Below are 390 nucleotides of genomic sequence, written 5' to 3'. Positions count from 1 at the left end.
CCAGTGACGATCCATGCCGCCGCCAACGCCACGGGCGCGCCGTTCTCGGGCGTGACGATCACCACGCCGCCGGCCAGTGGCAGCGTGGTCGTCAATGGGCTGGACATCGTCTACACCCCCACGCCGACCACCTCGGGCGCGGTGACGTTCGCCTACGCGCTGAACAATAGCGCCGGGGCCTCGGCGCCGGTGACGGTCACCGTCAACGTGAACGCGGTGCCGATCGCGGTGGCCCAGCGGCAGCTCTCGACCCTCGCCAACCGGCCGGTCAGCGTGGACGTGACCGAGGGCGCCACGGGTGGCCCGTTCACGGGCGTGACCATCGTCTCGGTGACGCCGGCCAACGCCGGCAGTGCCACCGTGGCCGCCAGCGCGGCCAAGAGCCCCGCC

General features: G+C 72.8%; 1 protein-coding gene. It reads left to right on the top strand.

What is annotated here, in order from left to right; all coding sequences use genetic code 11:
- Nucleotides 1-3: 3 nt before the first annotated feature.
- The coding region (locus tag AC1DBD_RS17895) for an Ig-like domain-containing protein (protein ID WP_476982735.1) at nt 4-390 on the top strand (387 nt) is incomplete at its 3' end.

It is taken from the genome of Arthrobacter sp. 10T419 (assembly GCF_056394105.1).
Note: the sequence above shows the minus strand (reverse complement) of the source record. Positions and strands in the feature narration are given on the sequence as shown.